The sequence below is a fragment of the Novosphingobium sp. genome (assembly GCF_039595395.1).
Classification (GTDB): domain Bacteria; phylum Pseudomonadota; class Alphaproteobacteria; order Sphingomonadales; family Sphingomonadaceae; genus Novosphingobium.
Genome location: NZ_JBCNLP010000006.1, coordinates 292497 through 313641, shown reverse-complemented (window position 1 = coordinate 313641; position 21145 = coordinate 292497). Strand labels below are relative to the sequence as shown.

The window sequence follows — 21145 nt, the reverse complement described above, 5'->3', positions numbered from 1 at the left end:
TTCAGGCCGCGACGGCCGGTTTGAGCGTAGGACGCGTGGCGGCGCATTGCTCGACCCAGGCGATGACGTCGGCGCGGCGCTGGCCGGTCAGCGGCAGGCGGGGCATACGCACACGCTCGCTGCCGCGGCCCATGATCTGCTCGGCCAGCTTGATCGACTGGACCAGATCATGCTCGGCATCGAGATGGAGCAGCGGCATGAACCAGCGATAGATGGCGCGGGCTTCATCGAGCCGCCCCTCGTTCACCGCCGCCACCAGACGCACGGATTCCTCCGGGAAAGCGCTGGTCAGGCCCGAAACCCAGCCCGAAGCGCCCAGCAACAGGCCCTCAAGCGCCACATCGTCGAGGCCCGCCATCACCGTATAGCGATCGCCGAAGCGGTTGATCACATCGGTGATGCGGCGCGTGTCGGGCGCGCTTTCCTTGACGGCCACCAGATTGGGCACATCGCGCAAAGCCTCCAGCGTGGCGAAATCGACGTTCACGCGATAGGCGGGCGGGTTGTTGTAAAGCATGATCGGCAGGCTGGTCGCCTCGGCCACGGCGCGGAAATGGGCCTGAAGCTCTTCCGTCGTGGGCACATAGACCATGGCGGGCAGCAGCATCAGTGCATCGACGCCGATCTTTTCCGCGTCGCGGGCGTAGTCGATGGCGCGCGCCGTGGTCATTTCCGACACGCCCGCCACCAGCGGGACCTTGCCGCCCACCGCCTCGACGCCGGCGGCGAGGACCTTGCGCTTTTCATCGGCTTCGAGCGAGTTGTTTTCCCCGCAGGTGCCCAGCAGGATCAGGCCATCGACGCCGTCCTTGACGAGTGCGGACTGAACGCCCTGCGTGGCATCGTAATCGATCGAGAGATCTTGCGCGAATTGTGTGGTGGCGGCGGGATAGACACCCTTCCACAGCACCTTGGATGCAGTCATGAACGCTTCCTCCTGGATTGCGCATTTAGTATACGATATTCGAAATTCGAGGCAAGCGCTTTCGTGAAGGACGGGGCGGAAACAGCATGCTCCCACCCCGCCTGAGCATCACATGCGCACGCGGGCGCTCACCTGGAAGGTGCGGGCCTGGAAACGCACGCCCTGTGGCAGGAAATTGCCATTGCCCCAGGTTTCGCGCATGTTGTTCTTGAGAAGATTGCTCGCTTCCAGACTGATCGTCATGAATTTGAGCGGTGTATAGTTGATCGCCATATCGAGACGCGAGGTCGGTTCGATGTAAGGCGAATATTCGGCATTGGCGAGGACATAGGTGCGATAGCGCGACCTGTAGTTCCACGAGATACGCGTGCTGAACTTGGGCGTATCGTAATAGAGCGCCGCATTCAGCGTGAGATGCGACATGTTCAGTGCATTGTTATCGCTGTTGTCGGGAAATTCGATCTTGCCGACGGCCAGATAGGTGGTGTTGAAGGAGGCACCGAAATTGCGGAAATCCTTGGGCAGGAAATCAAAGAAACTCTGCGCGGTGAACTCGATGCCGCCAAAGGTGCCGTCACCGGCATTGCGATTTTTCCACACACTGCCGACGGTGTTCAGTTCCGGAATATATTCGCTCTTCACATCATAATAGATGTAACCTTTGGGAAGCTTGTAATACCCCCCCAGAGAAACCTGTCCGCCACGGCCAAAATAATGCTCCAGAGAGATGTCGAAGCTCTTTTCCGTATAGGCCTTCAGATCGGGATTGCCGGCATAGACGGTGTTGTTCTGGGCCTGCACGATGCGGAAGGGGCTGAGCGCGTTAAAATCGGCACGCTGCACATTCTGAGTATAGGCCAGACGCAGTTGCGTCTTGGGCGAGAAATGCACGATGGCATTGATGCTGGGCAGCACATCGATAAAATTACCGCGCCCCGTCGCCTGGGTGATCGTCTGGTTCCAATTGACGTCATAGGCGTATTGCGCGCTGCTGCTGGTGCCCCAGGTGTTGACGATACGCGCGCCCGCCACACCATCGACCGGAATATTGCCGATCTTGAAGCCGTAATTCATCTGGGCATAGACCGCGAAGGTGTTCTCGATGGAGGCATAGCCGCTGCCCAGATCCAGGCCTGGATAGGCCGTGCTCCAATCCGTCGCCGGATTGGTGCCGCTGCTGACCAGCGAGGATTTGATCGCCGCCAGATTATCCCACAGCGAATTGGCATCCAGGTGGTACCAGCTCGGTGCGCCAGCATAATCAGGTGTGGTGGAACTATAGCTCACCCCATTGAAATTGCTGAGGTTATAATAGCCACCGCTCGCTGTGCGCGGAAAACTGTCGCGATAACCGTAGCGATAGGCGATCTTGCGATTGGCAAAACGTGTGCCCATCTGCAGTGACTTGAAGAAACCTTCGCTAAGATCCTGAGTCAGATCGAGCGCGAAAGCATATTGGTTATTGGTCGAAACGCCGCGCTGATCGTGGAAATTATACAGCACATACTGGCTGGGATCGGTCAGATTGACCCCGTTGAAGGTGACGAAAGGCCCACCACCGGGCACCTGCGACGAGTCAAGATCCACCGTCGCGCTGGTCGCGTTGGGCAGACGATAGGTGCTGAGCAGAAAATAGCTCTCGCGACGACTGTGCGCATATTGCGCGGAGAATTTGATATGGGTGTGAGACGTGTTGAAATGCGTCTCGAAATTCAGATTGTAATTCCGCTCGGTTGCCTTCTCGCCATAGGCCTCCGGACCGCCATCGATCAGCGTTCCCGCCGCCGGAGTCAGAGTCAGGCTCTGCAGCGTGTTGTAGCCCGACGGTGTGGTGGCGCCATATCCCAGGTTGGTCAGCGTGTTGCCATCATCGCGCAACACCAGATGCAGACGGTCGCGGGTGTTTTTCTCACTGCTGGAAAAGAACTGCCCTTCCAGCACGAAATCCAGCTTGGGCGAGGGCTTCCACTGCAGCACCGCATTGACCGAGGGCCGCGAGATCACCCCCTGCTCCACGCCATAGTTCACCGCATAGGGCAGAACCGTGGTGGCCGCCTTGCTGGCGGGCAGGCTGCCATAGGCTTTCGTGCCGGGAACAAAAATGTCGGGAGATTCGCTCTCCACAAAGGTCTCGTTGTAATGGTTGCGCGTGTAGGAGGCATTGATCAGAAAGCCAAATTCGCCGCCACTGGCCGTATCCATACGCTTGGCAATCAGGGCACTGGCATAAGGGCTTTTGGTGTTGCCGATGTCGGAGAACACCTCGCGGAAACTTGCCGCGCCCGTCCAGCCTTTCTTCAGATCGAGCGGGCGGCGCAGCTCGACATTGACCGTGCCGCCAATACCGCCCTCGATCTGGTCGGCAGTGCGCGTCTTGTAGACTTCGACTGACTTGAGCAGTTCAGCGGGAATATTCGACAGGCTCATCGAGCGGCTGTCGCCAGAATTCGCTTCCTGCCCGTTCACCGTGGTGCTGATGTCACCCATGCCACGAATGGTCAGCGATGAACCTTCACCATGCTGGCGCTCGATCTGTACCCCGGTTACGCGGGCCAGAGCTTCAACCACATTGTTGTCGGGCAGCTTTCCGGCGTCCTCGGCCACCACCGAGTCCACGATCTGCTTGGCGTCCTTCTTCTTGGCCGCCGCGGTTTTCAGGCTTCCGCGCACACCAAGCACCAGAATGGCTGCCTTGTTCTCGGCATCGGCCTTTGGCGCTTGCGTGGCGCTGGCGGTTGACTGCGCAGCGGCGACCATCGGCTGTATCGCGACGCAAAGCGCCACCAAGGCCGAAGACACATGCAAAGATGCTCTAACCCTCATGAATACCCCCATGCATTCCGCAGGCCACCCCGACACCGCGATTCGTTTTAGTATGACTATTATCGTATACTGTATTTTTTAGATGCCAAGAGGGGTTGTGACAGGATCATGGCATGTGCGACATTTTTCGGACGACAGGGCAATCAGCCCGCAGTCGCACTCCGCGCCGCAGCCAGACGTAGCAACACGCTGCCGTGCGCGGGCAAAACAAAGGCATCACCCGTGCTCACCTGCCGCTGCGTCCATACATCCAGCGCCGTGGTCTGTTGCCCCGTTTCCGCTTGCGTCAGAAGCAGCCTCACGGGCTGCTCACCCCGGTTGAACAGCGCCACGGCACGCCCGCCATCCGCCAGCGCCCTGGACCAGACTTCCGCATGCCCCTCACTTCGCAGGCGATGTCCCGGCGCGCCAAGGCGATCCTGATCGATGGCAATAACATCCTTGTTTTTCAGGATTTCGTTCGTCTCGCTCGACATGCTGCGCACATCATGCCCCATCAGCAACGGCGCCGCCGACATCGCCCATAACGCCATATGCGCGCGATATTCCACCGCGCTCATGCCGCCATTGCCGACCTCCAGCATATCGGGATCGTTCCACCCGCCGGGCCCTCCGGCAGGGAAGCGCGGATTGCGATCCAGACCGATCGCTGTCATCGAAGCAAAGTCGTCCGTGATGTCGCCCGTGGTGCGCCACAAATGGCCCCCGGCCTTGCGCCCCCATGCGGCCACATCGACCCGGCCATACTCGCACAGGCTGTATACGATGCCTCGTCCGGAGGCCTTCAACGCCGCCCCCATCTCCTGATAGCTGCGCCGCACCTCATCCTGAGAGCGGTAGAACCACTCGCCCGAACACAGGTCGTACTTCAGATAATCCACGCCCCAGCCGGCAAACGTCCGGGCATCCTGCGCCACATGGCCATAGCTGCCCGTGAAACCGGCGCAAGTCTTGGGACCTGGCGAGGAATAGATGCCCAGCTTCAGCCCCCGCGCATGCACATAATCGGCCAGCCCCTTCATATCGGGAAACTTGGCATTGGGCCGCAGAACGCCATCCGCCCCGCGCTCGCCCTGCCAACCATCGTCAATGTTCACATAGACATAGCCCACATCGCGCAGCCCCGAAGACACCATGGCATCGGCGATTTCACGCACCGTCTTGTCATCGATACCCTCGGCAAAACGGTTCCAGCTGCTCCACCCCATGGGCGGAGTGGCCGCCTGCCCATCCGGCGCCAGATCGGCCAAGGGCGGCAGGCTGGTGGGGGTGAAGCGATAGCGCTTCTGCTCCTGCGCCGTGGCGGGCCGCGCCGCCTGCACCACATGCGAGGTCCAGATGTCCCCCGTCAGCGTCAGTTGATCGCCCTGAACGGCGGCGACCCAATGCCGCGTGGGCCGGGCATTGTCGTTGAGATTGCCCAGGTCAAACTCGAAACCCTGCGCATTGCGGCGCAGATTCTGCGCCGGCATCGTGCCGTACCAATCGCTGGTGACACGCGCACCATCCTCCCCGACCTCCAGCAGGCGGATGCCAGGATAAGTCGGACTATCGGCAAAATACCAGACCTGCGCTGCCGCAGCATGAGCCGCCACCCCCGCCAGCACAGCGGAAAGCGCAGCCAGAGAAGCCAGGGCACGGCGAACCGGCCTGCGCATGACAATGCCCAGCATAATCATCCCCTGATTGGAATTATGGAACCTCAGCTCGGCGCCTGGGTGAAGATCCTCACACCGAAGACCGGGCCCGCCGTCTCACGATCATGGGCTTCGAAGCGTATCTTCACGCTGGTCTTGCCCTTGGTCAGCGCCTCGGGGATGGGATATTCGGCGTCGAAGAACTTGCCGGGCCGATCATTGTCGATCGTGGCCGTCACGACCTTCACCCCATCAACCAGAATATCGAAGCTGCGCTTGCGCTCGCTGCCCCAATAGGTGGCCTGCAGGACCAGCGGCCCGGGCTTCACCTTCATGGCAAAGTCGAAATAACCACCGCCGCGCGCATCGCGCCCGTTCTTGCCACGATAGGTCAGCGGATAGGACAGGTCCGAGGTCAGGCTGTGGTCACGCTCGGGCTGCATTTCGCCCAGATGCATCACATCGACCGAACGCGCGGCAATGTCGCGCATGCGCGCCTGATCAGCGAGGAAACCAGCCTCCTCGGTCTTCCACGCGGCCTCGCTGAAGCGCTTGAAATAGACCGCGCTGCGCCGTTCATACTGGCTGTAAAAGGGCACGAAGGCATAGTTGGCCGGGCGCAGCACGCCCTGCGTGGCAAAACGCGGACGGTCCGAAACCATGGCGCGGAAGGCGGCCAGCGGCGCCTCGCCCACCATCGCCGGATCGACGCCGGTCCACTCCACCTCGGTCGGGCCCAGATCGGCGGCCATCACCATCGGCCCGCGCAGCACCGCCACCGTATCGGGGGCGCCGGGCACCGCCTCCAGCCGCAGATCCAGCGGGAGCACCAGCGAGACGCGATCCCCGGCCTTCCACATCCGCTCGATTACGGCATAGCCGTTGCGCAGCACCGGTGCGACGGTCGCGCCATTCACCGCCACCAGCGCCTTGCCCTGCGCCCAGCCCGGCACGCGCAATGCCAGAGCGAAATGCGCGAGCTTGCCCACCTTCTCCAGCGTCAGGCTGGTGTCGGGCTCATAGGGGTAACGCGTTTCCAGACGCAGCCGCACACCCCGCGCCACCCATTGCGCCTGCGCCGGGATGTAGAGATTGACGAAAAGCGTGTGCCCATCTTCCCAGAAAATGGAATCGCCATGCTTGGCGTGGCTCTCCATGCCTGAACCGACACAGCACCAGAAGGCTTCCTCATCGGGCTGCGAATAGCCCCGCGCTGCCCCGCTCATCAACGGGGTCATATAGGTGAAGCCGCCATTGGCGGGATCTTGCGCCGCCATCACATGGTTGAGATGGGTGCGCTCATAATAATCAAACAATGCGCCATCGGGCTGCCAGCCGTAAAGATGCCGCGTCAGCTTGAGCATGTTGTAACTATTGCAATGTTCGCAGGTCTGTTCGGTGATATGATCGGCCAGCGTGTCCGGCTCGGAGAAATATTCGCGGTCGGCATTGCCGCCAATGACATAGGAATGATGCCGCGTCACCGCATCCCAGAAGAACTGCCCAGCGCGCGCCGGCTCGGGTTTGCCATTCAGCTCGTGGATGCGCGCGAGGCCAATCAGCTTGGGCACCTGGGTGTTGGCATGGAAGTTGGCGAGCTTGTCCTCCTGCGCCACCAGCGGGTCCAGCACACGCCGGTCATAGATACGCATCGCCACCGCCAGCCACTGCGCATCGCCCGTGCGGGCATAAAGCTCGGCGTAGCTTTCGTTGAGGCCGCCATATTCGCAGCCCAGCACCGCCTGCATCTGCGCATCATTCAGCGCATCGAACATGCGCTTGAAATAGGCGCCCAGCCCCAGCGCCACCTGCAGCGCGCGCGCATTGCCCCAGGCCTCATGCACATCGAGAAGCCCGGCAAACACCTTGTGCACCGTGTAGAGCGGCGACCACGAGCCATTGAGATCAAACCCGCCCGAGCGGATGTCTCCGGCCATCACCTCATGGAAGATCACCTCGCCATCGACGATCTTGCCATCCTTGGTCTTGCGCCCCAGCCCGCCGACATAGCCGCCAGCCCGATGCGCCTGCACCAGCGCCAGCTCCTCAACGATGTAATCGGCGCGGCGGCGGCATTCGGCGTCACTTGTCTGCTGCCACATCAGCACCAGCGCCGAGAGATAGTGCCCCAGCGAATGGCCCGCGATCGTGTCGCTTTCCCAGCCACCATAGATCGGCGCCTTGGGCTCCAGCCCGGCATATTTGCGGAAATTGTGCAGAAAGCGGTCGGCGCTGAGCGACAGCAGATAGAGCCGGTTGACCTCCACCGCGCGGGCATAGTCGGAAGGCAGCAGCCGAACATCGCGCAAGGGCAGAGGCTTCACCTTACCAAGACCCCGCACCGGCGCGACGGCCATCGCGCGACCTCCCACCAAAGCAGTGGCAGCCGTGCCAACCATCCATTCGCGGCGGGTCGTTTTCATCATCAAGCCCCTCAATCTCGAAATAATCGTATACTATAATTGCGATGAAGGATTTTCAAATCCTCGAAACCCGCCATTTTCTGGCATTAAGTAGGAGTAGATGGCAAATTAACCCACTGTCAACAGGAAAATATCGTATAACATTGTTGACAGCATCCGCTGCCAACGCCCATCATCCACGCCATTCCACATCGCCATCGACCGGGACCAAAACCCTTGCGAAAGCCCACTTCCCTCGCCTTTGTCGCAACGCTCGCCCTGGTTCTGGCCGGGGGGGCGAGTGCCACCACCGCCAAGGCGGCCGCACCCGGCCATGGCCGCAAGCACACAATGCCGCGCGCCTTATCGCCAACCGCCGCGCCCACAGCCCTTCCCGTGCCAATCTCGCCTCCGCTCATGCAGCGTTATGGCACGGCCTTGCGCCTGTTGAACGAAGGCGCGGGCTCGCTGCTGATCGATGCCAATCTGTCCCCGTCCTTCACGCATGATGGCGCGGGGCTGCTCTATCGCAGGGGCCCGCTGGCCAGCCGTCGCTACCTCTATCTCGACCTGACCACGCAGCAGGAGCGCGAGATCGCCAATCAGGCCGATCTTGCAAACGCCTTTGCGCAAGCCGGACATCCCGCCGTGCCGCCCGAAAAGCTGCGCATCGAGGATGCCGATTTCGACCCCCACACCGGATTGCTGACCTTCAAGGCGCAGGACAAGGACTGGCAGTATGACGGCAAGACCGTCACCGCCGCCGACCATGCCGAGCCCGATCCGGCCAGAGGCCTGCTCTCCCCCGACGGGCGCTGGCGCGTGGTGTACCGAGCCTACAACCTTTACGCCGTGGATGTGAAATCCGGCCATGAAGTGCCGCTGACCTCTGACGGCACCCGCGAGGAACCCTATGGGCGCGAGATCGCCCCGCTGATGGACATCATCAAGCAGAACACCGAGGAGCCCGTGCTCCCGGTCTCGGCGCAATGGTCGCCCGACAGCCGCTATCTGCTGAGCTGGCGTCTGGATACACGCGGTGTCGAGCCGCTGTCCATCACCCAGCAGAGCCCCTCGGGCAGCTTTACGCCGCATACGTTCCACTACATCTATCCGCTGGCCGGGGCGAAGATGCTGCCTCTAGCCCGGCGCATGGTGGTGGATGTGGAGGCCGCGATGAAGGCGGGCAAGGCGCGCATCGTGCCCATCGACATGCCCGCCGAAGCGCTGCTCTATCCCGCCGCGCCCGATCTGGGCTGGGAGCATGGCCGCCCGCGCATGACCTGGACCGAGCGCGGTTATGCGCGGCAGGTGGTGTATTCCGCCGATCCCGAAACCGGCGCCACCATGGTTCTGGCCGAGGATGCCGTTGCGCCGGTGGTGACGGTGACCTCCTCGGCGCTGATCCCGGCACCTCAGCTGCATGGCGAACTGGCGATTTCCGAAAGGTCGGGCTGGGCGCAACTCTATCTGGTGCGCCCCGATGCGCCCAAGGCCGGCACACCGCTGACCAAAGGCAATTGGGAGGTGCTGTCGGTCGATCACATCGCCGAGGATGGCCATGATCTGATCGTGACCGGCGTGGGGCGCGAGTCCAGCCGCAATCCCTATTGGCGCTCGCTTTACCGCGTAACGCTGGACGGCAGCGCGCCTTTGGAACTGACCCCCGAACCGCTCGACCATGATGCCAGCGTCTCGGAGGACGGGCGTTGGATCGTGGACGCCATGTCCAGCCCCGCCACGCCCACGCGCACCGTGCTGCGCGACGGCAAGACCGGCGCGATCCTGCGCGAACTGGGCACCGCCGATGACAGCGCATGGAAGGCCGCAGGCTATGCCGATCCGGAGCTGTTTCAGGGCATGGCGGCGGATGGCAAAACACCCATTCAGGGCATGATCCTGCGCCCGGCGCATCTGGACCCGGCGCTGCATTATCCGGTGATCGACAATGTCTACACCGGCCCCACCACCACCGATGTGCCCGCCAGCTTTGCCGATGCGCATCGCGTTTCGGGCAATGCTCTGGCTCAGTTGGGCGCGATCGTGGTGATGATCGATGGGCGCGGCACATCGCGGCGGGGTCAGGCTTTCCGCCTGCCCGCCTTCCAGAATCTGGGCGAGGTCGGGCTGGACGATCATATCGCCCTGATCCGCCAGATGGCCGCGCGCTATCCCTATATCGATACCAGCCGCGTGGGCGTCTATGGCGGCTCGGCGGGGGGCTATGATGCGGCGCGTTTCATGCTGCGACGGCCTGATTTCTTCAAGGTGGGCATCGCCTCCTCGGGCAATCACGAGTTGCGACTGGACAAGGCCTGGTGGCCGGAGGTCTCGATGGGGCTGGCCGACGATGCCACGTGGGAGCGCAATTCGAACCTCTCGGTGGCGAAGAACCTGAAGGGCAAGCTGCTGCTGGTTCATGGCGATATCGACGACAATGTGCCGATTACCGCCAGCTTCCGGCTGGAAAAGGCGCTGATCGATGCCGGCAAGGATGTGGACATGGTGGTGCTGCCCAACACGCGCCATGCCGTCTACCAGCCCTATTACTGGAAGAAATTCCTCGATTATTTCACGCTGAACCTGCTGGGCGAAACGCCGCCCGCCATCCCCTACGCGCCAACAGCGAGCCATTCATGATGCCCTTATTGCGCCACCTGCCGCTGCTGGCCCTGCTGGCCACGCTTGCCCCGATGGCTCACGCCGAGGAGGAAGCGCCCAAGCCTGCCGCCAAGGTCTATCCGCCCATCGCGACGCGGGTGCTGCGCGCCGGCGGTTTTACGCTGGCGCTGCGCAGCGATACGCAGACTTTGGCGCGGCTGTCGCCCGATGGCGAGCCCGGTTTCGACTTCGTCCCCGGCGGGCGCGAGCCTGAACGCGCGGGCGATGGCTACAACCATATCGGCGATCTGCATCTGCGCCTTCGCAGCGGCGATGGCCCTTGGCAGGATTTCGCCAGCCAGCATCAGCGCAAGGCGATCCAGCCCCTGTCCCTCCACAAGGGCGATCTGGCCGCCGCCGATATCACCGCCACGTTGGGCACAGGCCTGCTGCTGAAGGTCGAACGGCGCTGGGTGGTGGAAAAGGGCACGCTCGCCCTGCGTTTCGCCCTGACCAACACCGGCAAGGCTCCGGTGGAGATCGGCGCGCTGGGCATGCCCATGGTCTTCGACAACATCATTCTCGACCGCGATCTGGATCAGGCGCACAGTCAGGCCAGTTTCGTCGATCCCTATATCGGGCGCGATGCGGGCTATCTGCAGGTCACGCGGCTGAACGGTGCGGGGCCCGCTTTGGTGGTGATGCCTGAAAAAGGCACCCCGCTGGAGGCCTACAAGCCGCTGATGCAGGAAGGGCGCCACTCCGGCGAGGACATCTTCACCGAAAAAAGCCCCCGCACCCAGGTCAGCGAGGGTTTCTATGACTGGACTGTCGCCAGCAAGGGCTTTGCCGAAAAGGAATGGGCCAAGGCGGGCGAGCAATGGAACACCCCCACCAGCATCACGCTCAGCCCCGGCCAGAGCCGCAGCTTCGGCCTGCGCTTTGCCCTTTCGCCCTCGATCCGCGGAATCGAGGACACGCTGGCCGCGCATGGCCGCCCGGTGGCCGTGGGCATCCCCGGCTATGTCCTGCCCACCGACCAGACCGCCAGCCTGTTCCTGAAATCGCCCACCCCGGTCAAGAGCTTCACCACCAGCCCGGCGGGCGCGCTGACCGTTACCCCCGATGGCACAGGCAAAGGCTGGGCCCGCTATGTCGTGCGTGCACAGGGCTGGGGCCCGGCACGCCTGTCGGTCACCTATGCCGATGGGCAGGTGCAGACGATCAGCTATGACATCACCAAGCCGCTGGATCAGGTGGCCGCCGACCTTGGCCATTTCGCCACCACCAGCCAGTGGTTCGAGGGCAAGGGCGATCCCTTCCACCGCTCCCCCGCGATCCTGACCTATGACCGCGAGGAGAACCGCCTGCTCACGCAGGATGGCCGCGTCTGGGTGGCGGGGATGAGCGACGAGGGCGGTGCGGGAAGCTGGGTTGCCGCCATGGTCAAGCAGCTCGACAATCCAAACGCCGAGGAAGTGGCCAAGCTGGAGCGGCTGGTCAATGAAACCGTGCTGGGCCATCTGCAAGTGGCCGAGGGGGAACATGCGGGCGCCGTCCGCAAGAGCCTGTTCTATTACGACCCCAAGGAGTTCCCCGACTATTACGACCCGAAGATCGACTGGCATAGCTGGACGTCATGGTCGAAGAAGGATTCCGAGGACATCGGGCGCTCCTACAACTATCCCCATGTGGCGATCGGCCATTGGGTGCTGTACCGTCTGGCCCGCAACAACAGCGGGCTGGTCACGCTGCATGACTGGCGTTTCTATCTCGACTGGGCCTACCGCACCGCCACCGCCATGATGCGCGACGCGCCCTATTACGCGCAATTCGGCCAGATGGAGGGCGATGTCTTCCTCGACATCCTCAAGGATCTGAAGCGCGAGGGGATGACCACGCAGGCGGCCGAGATGGAGCGCCTGATGAAGGAACGCGCCGACCATTGGCGCAGCCTGAAATACCCCTTCGGCAGCGAGATGGCCTGGGATTCCACCGGCCAACCGGAAGTCTACGCCTGGATGCGCTACTTCGGCTATGACAAGCAGGCGCAGGAGACCAGCGAGGTCATCCTGGGCTATGATCCCACCATCCCAAGCTGGGGCTACAACGGCAATGCGCGGCGCTATTGGGATTTTCTCTATGGCGGCAAGGTCTCGCGCATCGAGCGGCAGATCCATCATTACGGCTCGGCGCTCAATGCGGTGCCGCTGTTCGACGCCTATCGGCGCAACCCGGGCGATCTGCATCTGCTGCGCGTGGCCTATGGCGGCATGATGGGCGGCATCACCAACATCGACCAGCAGGGCTTCGGCTCGGCGGCCTTCCATAGCTGGCCTGACATGATGCGCTGGGATGCGCTGACGGGCGACTATGGCATGGGCTTCTATGGCCATGCCATCGCGGCGGGTTCCTATCTGGTGAATGACCCCACCTTTGGCTGGCTGTCCTTCGGCGGCGACCTGAAGCGTGAAGACAGCGCCGTCGCCATCACCCCCAGGGATGGCGCACGCAGGCGCCTGTTCATCGCGCCCGCCGGTCTGTGGATCACGCTGGAGGCCGGGCGCATCGCCAGCGCCCGCTATACGCTTGCCGATGGTGCGATCACCCTCACCCTCGATCCGGCAACGCCGGGGGAGCAGGCTGCCCGCATGTTTGTCGAAAGCACCGTGCCGGGCGCCGCGCATTACACCGCTCCCGGCGCGATGGAGCGGGGCGGCTACACCGTGGCGCTGGGCGCCGGGCCGACCACGCTGCGGCTCACCAGATAAGTTCGCCAGATACGTTGACGGGGGCTCTGAAACAGGAAAGATACCAGCCTATTAAGGGGCCCCGCCCCAACCGGGAGTGGATATGCGATGAACCGTCGAGACATGATGCAATCGGGCGCCGCCGCTTCGGCGCTGGTCATGCTGGCGCGTCTGGGCACAGCCCGCGCGCAGACCGTCACCACCAGCGCCGAAGACCAGCGGCTGGCCACTCTGTTCGATGCCATGATGAAGCAGGCGCTCGACCGCTCGCCCGAGACGGTCACCTCGCTGGGGCTGGACAAGGGCGCCAGGCTGGCGGCCAAGAGCAGGCTGGATGACCGCTCGCTGGCCGCATGGGAAAGCGACAAGAAGCAGACCGCCTTGTGGCTGGCCCGGCTGCGCGCCATCGATGTCGCCAAGCTGACCGGGCTCAACCGCTGGAACCATGCCAGCGTGCTGTTTTCCACGCAGGTGCAGGATGAGACCTATCGCACCTTCCCAACCATCGGCACGCCCTATGCCGTGTCTCAATTGACCGGCTGCTACCAGCAGGTGCCCGACTTCCTCGACAGCCAGCACACCATCGAGAGCGCCGACGACGCCAAGGCCTATCTGGCGCGCCTTGACGCTTTCGCCACCGCGCTCGATCAGGAAAGCGCGCAGGTCCGCCATGACGTGGCGCTGGGGGTGATCCCGCCCGATTTCATCCTGACCAAGGCGCTGATCCAGCTCAAGGCGCTCCGCGATGTTCCGGCGGATCAGGCCAATCTGGTGCAGTCGCTGGTGCGGCGCACGGCGGCCAAGGGTATTGCCGGGGATTGGCAGGCCCGCGCCACCGCCATCTACACCAAGAGCATCCAGCCGGCACTGAGCCGCCAGATCGCCCTGCTGGAAAGCCTGCAGCCCAAGGCGGTGCATACGGCGGGTGTGGCGCGCCTGCCCAAGGGCGCGGACCTCTATCGCGTGATGCTGCGCTCCTACACCACCAGCACCATGGGGCCCGAGGAGATCCACCGCACCGGGCTGGAGCTGATCACGCAGCAAAGCGCCCAGATCGATACCATCCTGTCGGCCCAGGGCCTCTCGGAAGGCAGCGTCGGCCAACGATTGCGCAAGCTGTATGACGATCCGCAGTACCGCTATCCCAACACCGATCCGGGCAAGGAAACGCTGATCGCCGACCTTAACAAGCTGGTCGTCAAGATGCAGGCCCGCCTGCCCGAATGGTTCGGCACCCTGCCCAAGACGCCGCTGACCATCCGCCGCGTGCCCAAGGCCACCGAGGCGGGCGCGCCGGGCGGCTATTACCAGAGCGGGTCGCTCGACGGCACGCGCCCCGGCGCCTATTACATCAACCTGCGCGATACCGCCGAGGTGCCGCGCTGGACCCTGCCGACGCTGACCTATCACGAGGGCATTCCCGGCCACCATCTGCAAGGCACGCTGGCGCTGGAGGCGGGCCTGCCCGAGATCCGCAAGGTGCAGTTCTTCTCCGGCTATGGCGAAGGCTGGGCGCTTTATGCCGAGGAGCTGGCGGTCGAAATGGGGGCCTATGCCGACGACCCGCTGGGCCATGTCGGCCAGTTGCATGACGCCATGTTCCGCGCGGTGCGTCTGGTGGTCGACAGCGGCATGCACGCCATGGGCTGGAGCCGCGAGAAAGCCATCACCTTCTTCACCGACACCATCGGCGACCCCGAAACCATGGCCACCACCGAGGTCGAGCGTTACTGCACCTGGCCGGGTCAGGCCTGCAGCTATATGCTGGGCAAGCTGGACTGGCTGCGCCTGCGCGCGAAGGCCAAGGCCGCGCTGGGTCCGCGCTTCGACATCCGCAAGTTCCATGATGCGGGGCTGCTGCCCGGCGCCATGCCGCTGACCGTGCTGGATCAGTGCATCGACGCCTATATCGCGGAGGAAAGCGCGAAGCGCTGAGCGGGCATGCTTCCGCACAGGCTGCGGCCTGTGCGGAAGCGATCCTTTGTGTGAACGCAGAAGAGCCGGGCCAAAAGCCCGGCTCTTCTGCGTGAGCGGTTGCAGATCTGCGTGTTCGGGCCGAAGGTTGTTCGCACAGAGCCAGGGCCCCTTCCCCGAGACATGCGCTCGGGGAAGGGAAAGGCCGATCAGAAGGTCAACGTCGCGCCAAGGAACAGCGAGCGGCCCAGCGGATCGTAAACCCCCGGATAGGTGTTGCCATTGCCAAAGGCGCTCAGGATGCCCGCGGCGATGGCGGGCGGATCGCGGTCGAACAGATTGTTCACCCCGGCCCGCAGATTGACCGCCTTGGTGACCTTCAGCGTCGCCGACAGGTCGATATAGTCATAGGCCGGGATCTTCGCATTGATGATGCTGGTGCCATTGGCGCTCAGCGCTTCGTTCGAGGACAGGCTCGACAGGGTGGTGCCCGCATAATGGCGCCACGACAGCGACACCGAGCCGCGATCCTGAGGCGCCGTCCAGGTGAAGCGCGCCACATGACGCCAGCTCGGATTGGGCTGGCCGCAGGAATAGCCGTAATAGCCCTTGCAGTCATAGCTGCCCAGACCCGGCAGGGGCTGCGATTCCTGGCTGAGCAGCAAGGTGCCCATCACATTGACATTCAACCGGCCAAAGCGCCCCAGAGCGCGGGTGTAATCGGCGTTGAAGTCGATGCCGTCGGTCTTGAGATATCCGGTGTTGAGCGTGGTGGCGATCAGATAGCCACCCGCCGCATTGCTGCCAAAGATCGCCCCCGATCGCGGATCGCGATGGAACAGGCCGCAATAGAACGGATCGCCCGTGCTGATGCATTGCGAGGCGATCAGCGAGGGATCGAAGGAGGAAATATAGTCCTTCACCTTGATATGGTAATAATCGACCGAGAAGGAGAAATTGCGGATGTGGCGCGGGGTCAGCACCATGCCCAGCGTCACCGTATCGGCGGTTTCCGGCTTGAGCGCGGGATTGCCGCCGCCCAGCGACGAGCAGGTGTCCGACGGGCACTGGATGATCGAGCCATACTGGGCCTGAGTGACGCCGGTGCGGGCGCATTGCGCGGCGCTGGCAGCAGGCGAGGCCCCCGCGCAAGGATCGTCCAGCGCGACATTGCCCACCTGACGCGCGGCGAACAATTCGCCGATGTTGGGTGCGCGGATGGCACGGTTGTAGCTGGCGCGCAGGCGCAGATCGTCCACCGGTGCCCAGGCCAGTTCGCCCTTGTAGGTCCAGGCCTGATAGGCCGTCCGCGTGCTGGTGGACGGCTGGTTGTTGGCATAGGAGGAGTAGCGCAGGCCGCCGTTGAGGGTCAGCGTCTTGGCAAAGGGCTTGTCCTGCAGGATCGGCACCTCGATTTCGCCAAAGCCTTCCCATACGGCGATCTGGCCGTCGGAGTTGTTGGTGCCGTTCTGGATGGCCACCGCGTCACCCTGGAACAGCAGCGTTTCCTTGCGATGCTCCATGCCCAGCACCAGCGCCACGCTGCGGTTGGCCCAGGGGCTGGTGATGCCGAAGGTGCCCAGATCGCCGTTGAGGGTGGCGTTGACCACGCTCAGGCTGTTGCGGCTCCAGGTGTTGCTGGGACTGAAGAGATATTGCGCCTGCTGCGAGGTGATGCCGTTGGCCTTGAAGATATCGATCGGCACACAGGCCGGATCGCTGCCGTCGATCACCGACTGGCAGGTGGCCGTGCCGTTCACGCTGACCGCGTTGAGGGCACGCTGGGCCTTCACATTGTCGACATTGTTGAGATAGGTTTCGTTGTAACGCACCAGCGAATACATGTAATTGACGTCATAGCTGAATCCATGGCCAATATCGCCGCGAAAACCGATGTTGTAGCGATAGTCCTGATGGTTGAGATCGTCGCGCCGCGAGAAATCATTGTTCAAGCGATAGCCGATCAGCGTATCCTTGCTCGCTGACGTTCCCGCATCCGAACCGCACAGCATCTGCGCCTGGCTGCTGCTCATCAACGGATTGTTGCAGGGAATCGAGAAGGTCGATCCAAGGAACAGCGCGGAAGGCGCCGCCTGCGAGAAGGTGTGATCCTTCATGAACATGAAGCTGCCATAGGCGGTCAGGGCATTGGACGCCTTGAACTCAAGGAAAGCGCCGGCCGTATAGCGCGAATCCTGTCGCTGAATATAATTGGTGGGCGTGTAATTGTAGGAATAGGAGCTGTTGTAGGGCACCCAGCTCTTCGATCCGTCCTTGGCGTTGACCAGATAACCCACATTGGCATTGGGCCCTTCAAGCGGCGCGAAGGTGCCATAGGTGGTGTTCGACGAGCCGTCGCAGATCAGGCCGGTGCCCGCACTGTCGGCCTGACTGAGCGCGCAGGCCGAATAGTCGCGTGAGGATTGCAGCACCGGCGCGGCATGGCGATAGCCGCCATAGATCGTGACATGACCGCGCCCTTCGGCAAAGCTGCGGCCATAGGCTCCGTTCACATCCTCCTTGGCGCCATCGGCGACCGAGAGCGGCGCGGTGGCAAAACCACGCTGTTCCTGCAGTCCGCGCAGAGAGGCGTTGCCATTGTTATGCTGGGCAAATCCTCCCTGTGCGTCGAAGCGGAAGCCTTCAAGCTTGTCGCGCAGGATGAAATTGACCACGCCCGAAATGGCATCCGAACCATAGACTGCCGAAGCGCCGCCCGTCACCACATCGACGCGCTCGATCAGCGATGAGGGCACGAAATTGAGATCCATGGCCTGAGTGGGCAGCATGCGCTGGCCATTCATCAGCACCAGCACGCGGCCCGACCCCAGATTGCGCAAATTGACGTTCGAGGTGCCATCCGAGCCGTTCGAGACATTCTCATTGGCGTCGGCGGTGAATTGCGGCATGCGGTTCAGCACCGCTTCGGCGCTGGTCGCACCCTGATACTGGATTTCCTGCGCGCTCACGGTGCTCAGCGGGCTGTTGCTGGTCAGATCGTGCCGCTTGATGCGCGTCCCGGTGACGACGATATCGGTCGCTTCGTCATGGTGGGCCGACACCGCGCCACCCGGCAACGGCGGCGGCCCCGCATCGCCATGGGCGTCAGCGGCATAAGCATTGGCGGAAAACAGGCCGATGGCCAGAGCGCCGATCGCCGCCCTACCCAGCAAGTTGCACATGATGGTCATATCGCCCCTCATTATTGTCCTGAGCGCAGTTCAGCACGAATGAGACGCAAGGTCAAATATCGTATACCGTATTTTATTATTCTTTCGTGTCAGCGGAATTGCCCGGCAAGCGGCCTTGCGACATCCGAGGAGAACGCGTTCGCATGCAAATCAAGGGCGAAACGGGCAAGATATTCCTCATGAAACTTCCCATTACGCAACTCGCGGCCACATCCACCCTGGAAAGCCCGCTACAGACCGGCGGATTTCCGTATATTTCTCGGACCAGCGCCATGATGGAAAGCACGATCTTCCGACACCCTCCCCTCAATGGAAGAAATAGTATATGAAACCGATGCCCGAATTTTCCCGCGATGGGAAACACCCATCCGGTGCCCACGGTTTTGCGCAGCGATCGGGGAAACGGCCCGCGTCCATGCTGTCCGTCAAGGACAGCACTCCGGCAACAGGCTCCTCGCTGGACGATTGCGGGCTTTCGCCGCATCGGCACGGTGTGCGCTATCGATGCACACCAACCGCTCGACAAACGGTCACGGCATGACGTCGCCAGCGTGAACCATCCGCCAGCGGGCAGCAAGGCAGCGCACCGCTTTCCCGGAACAGGGCAAACTTATGCGCCAGACGATCCGGGAGCTTCATCTGGCGCAGGCCGCACCAAAACAGCCCGCTCCCGCGTCTTATCCGTATCGGCGACACAGGAAGCGGGAAAAGGCCCGATCAAACGCCATACAGTGAGCCAAGCAGACTGCCCTGAAGCCACAGCACGGTCAGGCCGCCCAGCGCAATCGGCACGCCATAGGGCAGGCTCCTGCGCATCATCTCCTCCTTGCGATACAAGCGAGGGCCAGCCACCCACAGGCGGAAGACGATCCAGCCAAAGGCCATCACCCCTCCGCTGGCCGCGATGCACAGGGCCAGCAGCCAAGCCTGGCCCATGCCGAACCATGCCGCCACGCCTGCATAGAATTTGGCATCACCTCCACCCACGATCCCCAGATAGAACAGCAAAGCCCCGGCCATCAGCGCCAGCCCGCAATGCAGGGCATGGCTGGCCAGCTCGGGGATCCCGCCGCGTCCGGCCATCGCCAGCCCCACGACTGTTATCGCCGCGTTCAGGACATTGGGCAGGCGCCGGTAGCGCAGATCAAACCATGCCGCGATCAGGCAGAACAGGATAAACAGAATCGGTGCCCCCATCGAAACCTCCTGGAACCGGGACGACGGGGCTTGCCCGTCCTCACCCACATCGGTTGTGCGTTACTGCGGAATGGCGACACTCTTGGGGCCTTGCCCCGTCAGGACGCTCAGCCTTGTCAGCAAGGCCGCGGCAGAATTGGTCGGCGCCGCCGCAGAGGGCGGATCGGCACGCGGCGCGCCATGCAGCACGACAACCCGCGCCCCTGCCGTTCCGGGCGAGGCGGTTGCCAGATGCACCTCATGCGGCGAGATCCGGACGAGCCCCGCCGCGCCCGCAGCCGGCACGGGTTGCGGTGCGGCCACCGCGAGAGCCTGCCCCGCCTGCGTCGGGCCAGCCTTGCCCAGCGCCTCGGCCGCCCGCGCCATATTGGCGTGATAACTGGCCTGATCGGGCGCCATGGCGCTAGCCTCCTCGAACAGGCGAGCGGCCGTCTCCAGATCGCCGAGCCGCGCATAGGCCACTCCCAGCCCGTTGAGGGCCGGCGCGGGCGATCCTCCGGCATCCAGCGCTTGGCGAAAAGCCTCGATGGCCAGACCCGTCTGCCCCTGATCGAGAGCACGGCGGCCTGCCTCCAGCGCGGTTTGCGCATGCTGCTCAGCCTCCTGCGCGGTGCCTCCGGCGACGCGAAACGAGGGCGGGCTGGCCTGATGACGCGGCGCCTGAAACAGGGTGCATCCGCCCAAAGCCAAAGCCATCATGCCCGAAGCGATGTAACGCATCTCAGGATCCTCCCCCGGCCAGGGCCGGTATCAGTTTGCGCAGGGTGATGATCACCGCAGGCAGCATCAGCACCCCGATCATCACCGGCAGCATGCAGGTGACCAGCGGAACGGAAATCAGCACCGGAATGCGATGGGCCTTTTCCTCGGCCCGCATGCGGCGGCGCTCACGCATCTCCGAAGCGTAGACGCGCAGGGTGGTGGCGATGCTGGTGCCCAGCTTGTCCGACTGGATCATCAGCGTGGTGAAGGAGGTGATCTCATCGACACCGGCCTCTTCGGCCAGCAGCCGCAGCGCCTCCTCGCGGCTTGCGCCGGCCCGCTGACGCAAGGTCACCGCGGTCAGCAGAGCCGCGACCAGCGGATGGGACACCGCCATTTCGCGGCCCACCCGGTCGAAAGCGGCCTCCATGCCGTAACCGGCCTCGACGCAGATCAGCAGCAGGTCGAGGCAATCGGGAAAGCCGTTGATGATCGCCTCGCGGCGGCGATCGGCCCGGATGCGGACATAGAGCGCGGGCCCGTAAAGCCCCACCGCCGCCCAGAAGCAGCATGCCGCATAAAGCGACAAGATCGACAACTGCCGCCCCAGAGCGAACATCCCCGCCACGAAGAGCAGGGGCAGGCCGATCACCAGCACCAGCCGCAGCAGGGAATAGACCCGCACCGCCGCGGCAGAGGCGTAACCGGCCGCGCGCAGCTTCTGGCGCAAACTGTCTTCACGCGTGTCGCCCAGATTGAGGCCGCTCGCCTCGATGCGGGTCACGAGCCGTGTCCAGGCATCCTTGCCGCGCAGCGAAAGCGTGTCATGCTCGATCTCGTCCGCCAGGACATCGTCACCGGCAAGCCGGCGCAGATCGCGCCTCACCCCGGCATGGCGCGCCATGGCCATGCTGCCCATCAGGCTGACCAGCATCACCAGCGCAAAGATCCCGATCAGGATAACCGTGCGCATAAGCGGATTGGAAGCGACCAGATCGATCAT

The 21145-nt window shown here is 63.1% G+C and carries 11 protein-coding genes; 3 read left to right on the top strand and 8 right to left on the bottom strand.

Going from position 1 to position 21145, the window contains the following annotated elements:
- Window position 1: 1 nt before the first annotated feature.
- From ABDW49_RS21580 to ABDW49_RS21565, 4 genes are all read right to left on the bottom strand, one after another.
- On the bottom strand, window positions 2–925 hold the full coding sequence (locus tag ABDW49_RS21580) for a dihydrodipicolinate synthase family protein (RefSeq protein ID WP_343615130.1): 924 nt from the start codon (window positions 923–925) through the stop codon (window positions 2–4).
- A 108-nt stretch (window positions 926–1033) separates the two neighbouring features.
- Entirely contained in the window at window positions 1034–3724 is a 2691-nt protein-coding gene (locus tag ABDW49_RS21575) for a TonB-dependent receptor (RefSeq protein ID WP_343615129.1), read from the bottom strand.
- A gap of 167 nt (window positions 3725–3891) precedes the next feature.
- Entirely contained in the window at window positions 3892–5421 is a 1530-nt protein-coding gene (locus ABDW49_RS21570; protein ID WP_343615127.1) for a glycoside hydrolase family 27 protein, read from the bottom strand.
- A 29-nt stretch (window positions 5422–5450) separates the two neighbouring features.
- Entirely contained in the window at window positions 5451–7811 is a 2361-nt protein-coding gene (locus ABDW49_RS21565) for a glycoside hydrolase family 127 protein (protein WP_343615126.1), read from the bottom strand.
- 213 nt (window positions 7812–8024) lie between these two features.
- Here ABDW49_RS21565 and ABDW49_RS21560 point away from each other — a divergent pair, with 213 nt between their 5' ends.
- The 3 genes from ABDW49_RS21560 to ABDW49_RS21550 all read left to right on the top strand — a co-directional run bounded on the left by ABDW49_RS21560 (window position 8025) and on the right by ABDW49_RS21550 (window position 15073).
- A complete protein-coding gene (locus ABDW49_RS21560) occupies window positions 8025–10427 on the top strand; it encodes a prolyl oligopeptidase family serine peptidase (RefSeq protein ID WP_343615125.1) in 2403 nt (800 codons plus the stop codon).
- Entirely contained in the window at window positions 10424–13159 is a 2736-nt protein-coding gene (locus ABDW49_RS21555; RefSeq protein ID WP_343615124.1) for a DUF5695 domain-containing protein, read from the top strand. Before ABDW49_RS21560 ends, ABDW49_RS21555 begins: the two co-directional genes overlap by 4 nt.
- Before the next feature lie 87 nt (window positions 13160–13246).
- Window positions 13247–15073 carry a DUF885 family protein gene (locus ABDW49_RS21550; RefSeq protein ID WP_343615122.1) on the top strand — a complete coding sequence of 609 codons (1827 nt, stop codon included), beginning with the start codon at window positions 13247–13249 and terminating at the stop codon, window positions 15071–15073.
- Window positions 15074–15261: 188 nt separating this feature from the next.
- On the opposite strand, the gene ABDW49_RS21545 is transcribed toward ABDW49_RS21550, so the two are convergent.
- The 4 genes from ABDW49_RS21545 to ABDW49_RS21530 all read right to left on the bottom strand — a co-directional run bounded on the left by ABDW49_RS21545 (window position 15262) and on the right by ABDW49_RS21530 (window position 21145).
- Window positions 15262–18243: a TonB-dependent receptor gene (locus ABDW49_RS21545; RefSeq protein WP_343615120.1), complete on the bottom strand. Its 2982-nt coding sequence runs from the start codon at window positions 18241–18243 to the stop codon at window positions 15262–15264.
- A 717-nt stretch (window positions 18244–18960) separates the two neighbouring features.
- Window positions 18961–19440 (bottom strand): prepilin peptidase, encoded by a 480-nt coding sequence (locus tag ABDW49_RS21540; RefSeq protein ID WP_343615118.1) that lies wholly within the window; start codon window positions 19438–19440, stop codon window positions 18961–18963.
- A gap of 60 nt (window positions 19441–19500) precedes the next feature.
- On the bottom strand, window positions 19501–20160 hold the full coding sequence (locus tag ABDW49_RS21535) for a tetratricopeptide repeat protein (RefSeq protein WP_343615116.1): 660 nt from the start codon (window positions 20158–20160) through the stop codon (window positions 19501–19503).
- 1 nt (window position 20161) lies between these two features.
- A complete protein-coding gene (locus ABDW49_RS21530; protein WP_343615114.1) occupies window positions 20162–21145 on the bottom strand; it encodes a type II secretion system F family protein in 984 nt (327 codons plus the stop codon).

Bases quoted from the DNA above. Each gene is read 5' to 3' on its own strand.
- ABDW49_RS21550 (WP_343615122.1), top strand. From the start codon at position 13,247: ATGAACCGTCGAGACATGATGCAATCGGGCGCCGCCGCTTCGGCGCTG.
- ABDW49_RS21565 (WP_343615126.1), bottom strand. From the start codon at position 7,811: ATGATGAAAACGACCCGCCGCGAATGGATGGTTGGCACGGCTGCCACT.
- ABDW49_RS21540 (WP_343615118.1), bottom strand. From the start codon at position 19,440: ATGGGGGCACCGATTCTGTTTATCCTGTTCTGCCTGATCGCGGCATGG.
- ABDW49_RS21530 (WP_343615114.1), bottom strand. From the start codon at position 21,145: ATGATCGATCTGGTCGCTTCCAATCCGCTTATGCGCACGGTTATCCTG.
- ABDW49_RS21555 (WP_343615124.1), top strand. From the start codon at position 10,424: ATGATGCCCTTATTGCGCCACCTGCCGCTGCTGGCCCTGCTGGCCACG.
- ABDW49_RS21545 (WP_343615120.1), bottom strand. From the start codon at position 18,243: ATGACCATCATGTGCAACTTGCTGGGTAGGGCGGCGATCGGCGCTCTG.
- ABDW49_RS21580 (WP_343615130.1), bottom strand. From the start codon at position 925: ATGACTGCATCCAAGGTGCTGTGGAAGGGTGTCTATCCCGCCGCCACC.
- ABDW49_RS21535 (WP_343615116.1), bottom strand. From the start codon at position 20,160: ATGCGTTACATCGCTTCGGGCATGATGGCTTTGGCTTTGGGCGGATGC.
- ABDW49_RS21570 (WP_343615127.1), bottom strand. From the start codon at position 5,421: ATGCTGGGCATTGTCATGCGCAGGCCGGTTCGCCGTGCCCTGGCTTCT.